Raw genomic sequence first — 9,202 nt, 5'->3', positions numbered from 1 at the left:
GCCACCTGTACGTGACAGGTGGCAAAGTGGCATTAAAAGAGATATTTCATGCCCAACATTCCCTGGGTATCACTGTAACCGTTGTCACCCAACTGCTGGGCGACGTTGCCCCACAGTTGCAGACGCGGAGTAATCTGACCTTCCACCCCCGCTTTTAACTCGCCAGTGTTACGCGCGCCGATGATCTCATCGCCGATGTGATCCATCTTCACGCTGTAATTGCGGGAGTTATAAATCCAGTTGGCTTCCACGAAAGGCTGGAAAGAACGCTCTTTATGATCATCAATAGCATGATGACCCTGCAGATACGCTTTCACCCCCAGACGCGTTTGCAGGTTGCCTTCGGTGCTGTCCTCAACAAGCGTGCCATTGTCTTCCGTATGGTTGTCTGCCTTCACATCCATCCATGTCAGTTGCATTTTGGGCTGCAGCCAGTAGCTGGTGCGGGCATCTGCGCTTTCACCAAGACGGAAGGTATAACCCGCTTCAATGGCGGCGGTGATGCCGTCAGAGTGATATTTCTCACTCGGCAGATACTCGCCGGAGACGGTGTTATCAAACCAGTTATAGAGCAACCAGCTGTCAATATAAGTCCCTGTTTTGTCTGCTTCGTTAGCGTACCAGGTGCCATACATGCCCACACTGTAGCCGTCGATTTGCCCACGTGAGCTGTACCCGGTCAGGTTGGAATGCGTGTGACTCTTGCTGTTGGCATAGCCAGCCATCAGGCCGAGATGCCAGCGATCGAGTGCGTTACTGCTCCATTGCGCAAGATCGCCGCCAAGTTGCAGAACATAACGGTTGCTCTGGGTACTCAGTTCATCCGAGCGATCTTTAAAGCGATTATGTCCGCCAATGTTACGCATCCACAGACTGGTCACTTTCTGTTCGCCAGTGAGCAGGTCGGTGTATTGTGTTTCCCCCAGACGGTCATGCAGTCGGGTATTAAACAGCGTATTTGCCGCCTGAATATTAGCCAGATAGCTACCAATTTCCGGGCGATACAGATGTTTTCGTTCTGGTTGTGGAACAGATGGCGTAACAGGCGGCTCCGGTGTCACAGGCGGTTCTGGTGTTACAGGGGGCTCAGGTGTTACAGGTGGCTCAGGATCGGGGTCCGGGATGACGGGGAGTACCGGAGGGGTATACGGTCCAGCGGGAATTTCACTGGTTAAAAACCAGTTCTGGTTGTCGCTTTTTACCACGTTGTAATCATAAGGACCGGCAACAATACGACCTTCTTTACTGAAAACGCCCTCTGACAGGCCGTCAACCTCGACAATTTTTATCCCTTCCAGAGTATCCGCGCCCAGACCGCCCGCATTGTTGACCATGACGCGGGTACTACCGGAAGTATCACCTTTTACGATGAGCTTATCCGTTACGGAATTATCATCGCCTAATACAGTATGCATGACTAACAAACCATTATTAGCAGTGTAATTGCCATTAATGGTGAGTGTGGCAGGCGTGAATTTGTCGCCATTTTTTGAGGAAGATAGTGTTGCTGTACCCGCCAAATCCAGTGTATTTAAGGTTTGTGAAAAACCGTCTAAATCGATATTCCCTTTACTGTCGACAACATAATCGGAGTTTGGGCTGAAGGTATCGTTGATACCGGCGCGCAAGGTGCCTTTATTAATATTTGTTTGGCCAGAGTAGGTATTTGCGCCAGTCAACGTCGTGACTCCGGAACCTTCCTGGTTAACTTCGCCTTTGCCAACTATATCTGCAGCCAGGATAAAATCTTCGCTGGAGTGGTTAAAATTAATTTGTGCAGTACTATTCCCGACATTGCTTCCCATATGGATAATCGGCGTCTTGATGATCCCCGCTTTCTGTTCTGCTTCTCCCTGCGCTCCACCAATGTTTAGAATACCGGTGCTGGTTTCTGCTATCCCAATCCAGATAAATTGATTAGCACTGACCGTGGCATTATTACTAACGGTAAGTATCCCCTTGGCCTCGTTCTGCAATGAACTCAATCCCCCGAGGTTGATATATTCATTCACTGTTAATGAAGAATTGTCGCCATCAACCAGAGTTTCACCGTATCCAGTCCCGTGAAAATCAGGTGAACTTCCAGTAAAACCAATGAGCATATCCTTTGATGCTGTAAGACGACCGCCATGCGTGATTTCGAGTTTACCTGTTCCCTGATCGCCGACCATCACATACGTTGCAGAAACGGAAGAACCCGCACCGTCAATAATGACTTGCCCTTGTGCCTGGTAATCATATTCACCGATTCTGAATTCATTTAAATCGGTGATAGTACTGCCGCTAAGCACCATTAAGGTTCCTGAACCACCATTGATACCTAAATAAATATTGCGCTCATAAGGCGATGCCTTATTAATCGTCAGATGAGCATTGTTTTCTAATTTCATTATCCCTGAAGTTGCATTACCGATTGTAATTTTGGAGGTGGTTAGATCACGCCCGTCTATATTTAATGTTCCTTCACTTGTTGCTCCAACATTAAGATAACGAAATTGATCCCAGGTTGATGAATTATTTTCGGATGAGGATAGCGTTACAACATCATTATTGTTGATAGTAACATCGCTGTTGATACTTGTTGGTGGTGCCCATGCCAGTGCAACGGGTATTGATAACACGGTCGAAATAGCTATTGCCAGCGTTGACAAGGGATGCTTTTTGATGTTCATAAAGTTCCTTCTCATCCTTATGATTTATTTTTAGATAAATAATGAACTCACAGTAACTACGTAAGAAAATTAGATTTTAACGTCTTTGAAACAGGTTGCTGTTTCTTCAAATGAAGAGTAGTGCGTGAAACCAATGTTTATAAATCAGTTTAATTTATGGTTAATTTAATATTAATTTATTTTGATGGTTTAGGTGTTGAGCTAAAAAATAAGTTGCATAGTTTTCTGTAGCAAAAATCTTTAAATATCTTAAGTGGTAAAAAATGATAAAAAGAAAAGTGAGGAAAATCATTAAGATATATGACGCCGATATTTTTTGAGTTTAATAAAAATGACGAATTAATTGCATGTTTATTGTTTGCACATCTTCTTAGAAGGGGATAAATACCAGGATTTTTATCAAAAAAATAATATAAATGTGATTTCTGTGTATCGATGAAATGAATAAAAATATGAGATAAAACACACGATTCTTAAGAAGAATATAAATACATTGTCTATTTTTCTGATTGCAGAACTGTTTATTAAGCACCCCTGAATAATGGCATCATTTGGCGTTGATTAAACAACCGTTTACAGAATGAGCAAGCAAAAAGGGAGCCGCAGCTCCCTTGAACAACATCAGTGCGCACCGCCGCCGCCGCCGCCTGCGCCAAATGGCGGTTTAGCAAACCACACCAGCCCCAGCAGGACGAGGAATATCCCGGCTGACATCCAGAAGATCTCATTGGCGGAAATAATCAGCCCCTGATTGGTGATCTGCTGAGCAATCCAGCCCGATGCCTGCTGTTGCGTCATCCCCAGACCTTCCAGTTGACTGTACATCGCCTGGGCGTTCGGGTTATACGGGTTCACCGATTCGGTCAACTGAGCATGGTGCATCGACTCGCGGTTAGTCCACATCGTCGTCGTTATGGACGTACCGATAGACCCCGCCAGAGTTCGCGTAAAGTTGGAGAGGCTCGACGCCGCAGCCAGTCGTTCCGGTGGCAGACCAGACAGCGTAATGGTGGTCAGCGGCATAAAGAAGCAGGCCACTGCGAAGCCCTGGATAAACTGCGGCCAGGCCGACGCGCCAAAATCCATACCCGGTTCAAAGGTATAGGCACGCCAGTAGAAGCAGACGGCATACATAATAAAGCTGAACGTCACCAGCCGCCGCATATCCAGTTTATGCGCAAATCGACCGATAATCGGCGACAGGATCACTGGAATAATCCCTACCGGCGCAGAAGCCAGCCCTGCCCATGTTGCCGTGTAGCCGTAGACCTCCTGCAACAACTGCGGCAGCAGAACAATCGCGCCGAAGTAGAGCATATACGCGAGGCTGATACACAAGCAGCCGATGGTGAAATTGCGCGACTTAAACAACGACAGATCGACTATCGGGTTATCATCCGTTAGCTCCCAGACAATCAGGAAGCAGATAGCCACCACCGCCACCACGGTGAGGATGATAATTTCCTGTGATGAGAACCAGTCCAGCTCTTTACCCCGGTCGAGCATAATCTGTAGGCTGCCGATACCAATCACCAGCAGCGCCAGCCCCACGGCATCAATCCGCCGCCGTTCGGTGCGGGTTTCGCGTCCGCGCAGGGTTTGTAGTGTCATCAACACCACCGCCACGCCAATCGGCACGTTGATGAAGAATATCCAGCCCCAGTGGTAATTATCACTGATATAACCGCCGAGGATCGGGCCGCAAATTGGCGCGACAATCACCGTCATCGACCACAACGCCAGCGCGATAGAACGTTTGGCCGGTGGGTAGTTATTCAGTAACAGACTTTGCGAAAGCGGGATCAATGGCCCGGCGACAATCCCCTGAATCACGCGGAAGAAGATCAGCATATTCAGACTGCTGGAGACACCACATGCCCACGAAGCAATGGCGAAGGCGATGGTCGACCAGAGGAACAGTTTCACTTCCCCGAAGCGCTTTGCCAGCCAGCCGGTAAGCGGGATCGAGATGGCATTCGCCACCCCGAAGGAGGTGATTACCCACGTTCCCTGACTGAGTGATGAACCCAGGTTCCCGGCGATAGTGGGGATCGCCACGTTAGCAATGGTGGAGTCCAGCACCTGCATGAATGTCGCCAGCGACAGCGCAATCGTCATAATGACCAGTTGCGCGCCTTCCAGCGGTTTTTGCTGTTGCATCACACGCACCTCTGGATTAGCCAGCGTTAGCTTTTACGATGTCGTCGATCAGTTTATTGACAGGTGCCAGGCTGATTTCACGCGCGGTGCTTACCGCGACCGGTGTGGAGCGTACTTTGTTTGCCAGTACCTGGCCGTCACGGTTAGTGGTATTGACGCTCACCAGCGTGGATAAACCGATACGCAGCGGGTATTGTTCCAACTGTTTCTGGTCCAGTTCGATACGAACAGGCAGACGCTGAACGACTTTGATCCAGTTACCGGTGGCGTTTTGCGCCGGAAGCAGCGAGAACGCGCTACCCGTACCCATATCCAGACCAACCACTTTACCGGTGTATTTCACATCATCGCCGTAAATATCGGTGGTGATGGTGACCGGCTGACCGATGCGCATATTGGCAATCTGCGTCTCTTTAAAGTTAGCATCCACCCACATATTCGTGGCTGGAACGACCGCCATCAGCGGCGTCGTTGGGCTAATTTGTGCACCAGGCTGTACTGCGCGACGGGAGACATAACCAGTCATCGGGCTGACAATACGGGTACGCTCCAGCGCCAGCCAGGCATTACGCACTTCAGTGGCAGCCTGTTGCACGGCAGGCTGATCTTCCAGTTTAGTACCCAAAATCATCGCCTGATTGGCATTGTATTGTTGAATGGCGACATCCAGCTGCGCCTGGGCGCTGGTGACGGCGTCGCGGGCGTGTTGCAGCTCTTCGCGGCCAATCAGGTTGGCATTGCCCAGCGGCACGCGACGGTTGTAGTCACTCTGAGCTTTGGCGAGGGCGATTTTCTGCACCTCAATATTTGCCTGCAACTGTTTGCTGTTAATCATCAGTTGGTGGGTTTGACGTACGCTGGAAGCCAGCGCAGTTTTGGCTTTTTCAAACGCCTGGCGAGCATCCGTCGGGTCGAGAGTGACCAGCACATCGCCTTCTTTTACAAAATCGGTGTTATCGGCCCAGACTTTCGTCACACTGCCTGACACCTGAGACATAATTTGAATCTGATTTCCTGCCACGTATGCGTCATCCGTTTCTTCGAAATGACGCAGTACCAAAAACCAATAAATCCCTATCGCTACGGCAATAATAATAAAGAGCAAGGTGAGAAGGAGGAGCAGACGCTTACGTTTGCCGCTCTTCTTTACCGGTTGCTGCGGGGTTTGTGTCTCCGCATTTGCGCTCATAGTATTCTCCACGATCTTCTTAACTCATCGGCTGAGCCGACCTGCTTGCCAAAAAGGCCAGCACGTTGCGATGCTGGCCGGTCAGTTTTTCTTTTATAAGTCTGGATTTTTGAGCGAGATGACGCGTTAGCTCATCGCTTCGAGAACAGCACCGTCTTGTTCCATCTGATCGAGACGGGAGAGCAATTTGCGGGTGATTTGCTCAAGCTGATCTTTTTCTGTTGTGCTGAGCGCGGACCAGAGTTGATGCAGGCAGTTATGCTGCGGCGGTAAAACCTCGCGCAAAAACTCGTGACCTTTTTCCGTTAATTGCAGATGCAGGCAGCGGCGATCGTTATCGCTTTCACGACGTTCGATCCAGCCACGTTTTTCCAGCTCATCGGCAATACGCGTCGCATTGGTACGGGATGATCCAAGAGCACAGCTCAATTCAGAAGGCTGAATACTGTGGTTTTCCTGAGACTCCAGCGTAATCAACGCCATAAACAACGTCTCGTTAATCCCCTGAGCCTTCAGCATTTTATTGCGGTTCTCCAGCAGCTTGCTTTGCATATGCATGCAAAGACGGGTCAGAAGGATCTCCTGATAAGGAAAATCTTCGTGGCGGCTGGCGCGAAATTTTAGCATTTGTTCAATGGGCGTAAACGAACTATCCATTTGGGTATGACCTCATTAATTTCAGCCGATATAGTAACGACAGTGACAAATAAAGTAAATGTATTGTTTTAGAAAAATGATTCTTGTGGTCTATAGAAACGTCATCACTTTCCACGTCAGCCCGTAGGCCAGCGCACTCAATAAAGTGGGAATAATGATGCTGCGTGTTTTATAGAAACTGGCTCCCAGTACCGCAAAACCGACCAGCGTGGGTACGAAACGGCGTGAATCGTGTATCACTTCTGGTGCGGTAGAGACAACCAGCAGAGCGCAAATCGAGGCGATGCCAATGGTGTCGAGCAAAATACCCACTGCGCCACGCTTGGTTGGGCGGGCATTGCCCACTCGCAGGCGTAGGGGTAAATAGCGGAAGCAGTAATTCGCCGCGCCAACCAGTAATCCAAGCAGCAGAACCTCATAGCTCATCAGGTGCTCCTTGCCAGAATGACTGGATTAACGCAGTGAGGCAGCCAAAGACAATGCCTGCCAGAATGGCGACGGGAATAGAAAATAGCGTTACGCCAGCAAGGGCACCAACTAACGCTGCGGTAACGCAAAGGGATTGTTTGCGCTGGAAAGAGGCGAGCAGAAAACTCATAAAGAGTGCCGGCAGCATAAAGCCTAATGCTGCTTCGACGGCGGGATAACCTTGCAGCAAACCGCTGCCCGAAAATGCCCCTATTACCGTACCAAATACCCACGATGACCATGAACTGAAGGCAATGCCGATCATCCAGTTTTCGCTCCAGCGGCGATTATTACGTACCAGTTTTGCCGTTGCTGCGGCAAAAACTTCGTCCGTCAGGCCAAATGCCCACAGTGCGGTTTTCGATTTTTGCAGGCGTTGAACAATGCGGCTACGCAACGATGGACCATACAGTACATGGCGAACATCCATTGCCATAACGGTCAATGCGGCTACCCACAAGCTACTACCAGCTGCCAGCATTGCGGTGATGACAAACTGGCTCGCTCCTGCATAAATAATGCAGGAGAAAAAAACGCTTTCCAGGGGAGAGAATCCCAGACGGGTCGCATTCAGACCAAATGCAAAGGCCACCGGAATATAACTAATAACAATCGGTAAACTGTCTTTGCAGCCTTCCATGAAGGTCGCCGAACCAGAAGCAGGCAGTGGAGTAGGGCTTACCATAGAGTGTACGCTTAACGATTGTTAATATTATTAATAGTCTGGATGAATATCCTAACCTTATCAGACTGATGGGATTCTTAACACCCTTATAAGTGTAAAGCCACGAAAACGGTTGCTGATTGCTTAATTTGCGACTTCCTGACGATGAAAACCTCGCCACCAGACCAGTACGTTAACCAGGGCAATCGTCGCGCCAGCCAGACAAACACCAGCCCAACCGCCATGTTGCCAGGCTGAGGCTGAAATTAGCGAACCGGCGGCACCGCCAATAAAGTAGCTGGTCATGTAACCTGCGGTCAGGCGATTACGCGCATCAGGATGAATACGATAAATCACGGTTTGATTGGTGATATGCACGCCCTGCACGGTGAGATCCAGTATCAGAATGCCGATAATGAGCGCCAGTACGGAAGCGTGGCCAAACCAGATCGCCAACCATGAAAGTAACAACAGCAGCAGACCAAACGTTGTTGTGAGATGCGATTTGCCCTTATCGGCAAAACCGCCCGCCGGGCGAGCGCCCAACGCCCCGGCAGCTCCCGCAAGTCCAAACAGACCAATTACGCCATCGCTGTAATTAAAAGGCGGCGCGGCGAGCAAAAAAGCCATTGATGTCCAGAGAATGCTGAAGTTGGCAAAGGTCAGGCAGCCCAGTATCGCGCGGGTACGCAGGATCTTCTCGCTGATAAACATGCTGAAAACGGAACCAAGCAACTGTGGGTAGTTGAGGTGGGTTTCAGATTTCATTTGTGGCAGGCCGCGCCATAACGCCAGTGCCATCAGTGCCATTAACACCGATGCGACCCAAAAGACGGTGCGCCAGCCGCCGAGATTCGCCAGCAACCCGGCAACGGTACGCGCCAGCAAAATCCCCAGCAGCAGGCCACTCATAATGGTGCCAACCACCTTGCCGCGTTTGTCCGGTGAAGCCAGCGTCGCCGCCAGCGGAACCAGAATTTGTGCCACGACAGAGAATAAACCGGTTAATGCCGTACCGAGGATCATCATCGCCAGCGACTGACTGCTGGCGGTAATCAACATACCGCCTGCTGCCAGTAAGGTCATGGTGACAATCAGGCGGCGGCGTTCAAACATATCACCGAGGGGAACAAGAAACAGCAGACCTGCGGCATAGCCCAACTGCGCGGCGGTGACAATAAAGCCCGCCGAACTGGCGGAAAGGGAAAAGTTGCGCGCGATGGTGTCGAGCAATGGCTGTGCGTAATAGTTGCTGGCGACCGCCAGACCGGTGGCGATCGACATTAGCACGATCAGCGCCGGGCTAAGCTCATGATTGGGTTTAGTCATTATTTTTGTTCATCAGGTGATGATTAAGCTGGAAATCAATAATAGCGGATGTTTATAAATGGG

Annotated in this window: 7 protein-coding genes; all 7 read right to left on the bottom strand. The window is 49.9% G+C overall.

The window, feature by feature from the left end:
• Positions 1–32: 32 nt before the first annotated feature.
• Positions 33–2,672, bottom strand: a complete 2,640-nt coding sequence (locus D9736_RS21840) for an autotransporter outer membrane beta-barrel domain-containing protein (protein WP_130259157.1) — start codon at positions 2,670–2,672, stop codon at positions 33–35.
• A gap of 621 nt (positions 2,673–3,293) precedes the next feature.
• Positions 3,294–4,832 carry a multidrug efflux MFS transporter permease subunit EmrB gene (gene emrB / locus D9736_RS21835; protein WP_130217219.1) on the bottom strand — a complete coding sequence of 513 codons (1,539 nt, stop codon included), beginning with the start codon at positions 4,830–4,832 and terminating at the stop codon, positions 3,294–3,296.
• 16 nt (positions 4,833–4,848) lie between these two features.
• Positions 4,849–6,021: a multidrug efflux MFS transporter periplasmic adaptor subunit EmrA gene (gene emrA, locus D9736_RS21830; RefSeq protein ID WP_001295175.1), complete on the bottom strand. Its 1,173-nt coding sequence runs from the start codon at positions 6,019–6,021 to the stop codon at positions 4,849–4,851.
• A gap of 126 nt (positions 6,022–6,147) precedes the next feature.
• On the bottom strand, positions 6,148–6,678 hold the full coding sequence (gene emrR, locus D9736_RS21825; RefSeq protein ID WP_000378441.1) for a multidrug efflux transporter EmrAB transcriptional repressor EmrR: 531 nt from the start codon (positions 6,676–6,678) through the stop codon (positions 6,148–6,150).
• Positions 6,679–6,768: 90 nt separating this feature from the next.
• Positions 6,769–7,104, bottom strand: a complete 336-nt coding sequence (gene ygaH / locus D9736_RS21820) for an L-valine transporter subunit YgaH (RefSeq protein ID WP_130210894.1) — start codon at positions 7,102–7,104, stop codon at positions 6,769–6,771.
• Entirely contained in the window at positions 7,094–7,831 is a 738-nt protein-coding gene (gene ygaZ, locus D9736_RS21815) for an L-valine exporter subunit YgaZ (protein ID WP_130210896.1), read from the bottom strand. The genes ygaH and ygaZ overlap by 11 nt, the downstream gene beginning before the upstream one ends.
• 123 nt (positions 7,832–7,954) lie before the next feature.
• A complete protein-coding gene (locus tag D9736_RS21810) occupies positions 7,955–9,139 on the bottom strand; it encodes an MFS transporter (RefSeq protein WP_130259156.1) in 1,185 nt (394 codons plus the stop codon).
• Positions 9,140–9,202 lie beyond the last annotated feature (63 nt).

The sequence above is a fragment of the Escherichia sp. E10V10 genome, from assembly GCF_004211985.1.
In the GTDB taxonomy this organism is placed as follows: Bacteria; Pseudomonadota; Gammaproteobacteria; order Enterobacterales; family Enterobacteriaceae; genus Escherichia.
The sequence above is the reverse complement of the archived record's forward strand: the minus strand, read 5'-3'. Positions and strand labels throughout refer to the sequence as shown.

Bases quoted from the DNA above. Each gene is read 5' to 3' on its own strand.
- D9736_RS21840 (WP_130259157.1), bottom strand. From the start codon at position 2,672: ATGAACATCAAAAAGCATCCCTTGTCAACGCTGGCAATAGCTATTTCG.
- emrR (WP_000378441.1), bottom strand. From the start codon at position 6,678: ATGGATAGTTCGTTTACGCCCATTGAACAAATGCTAAAATTTCGCGCC.
- ygaZ (WP_130210896.1), bottom strand. From the start codon at position 7,831: ATGGTAAGCCCTACTCCACTGCCTGCTTCTGGTTCGGCGACCTTCATG.
- emrB (WP_130217219.1), bottom strand. From the start codon at position 4,832: ATGCAACAGCAAAAACCGCTGGAAGGCGCGCAACTGGTCATTATGACG.
- emrA (WP_001295175.1), bottom strand. From the start codon at position 6,021: ATGAGCGCAAATGCGGAGACACAAACCCCGCAGCAACCGGTAAAGAAG.
- ygaH (WP_130210894.1), bottom strand. From the start codon at position 7,104: ATGAGCTATGAGGTTCTGCTGCTTGGATTACTGGTTGGCGCGGCGAAT.
- D9736_RS21810 (WP_130259156.1), bottom strand. From the start codon at position 9,139: ATGACTAAACCCAATCATGAGCTTAGCCCGGCGCTGATCGTGCTAATG.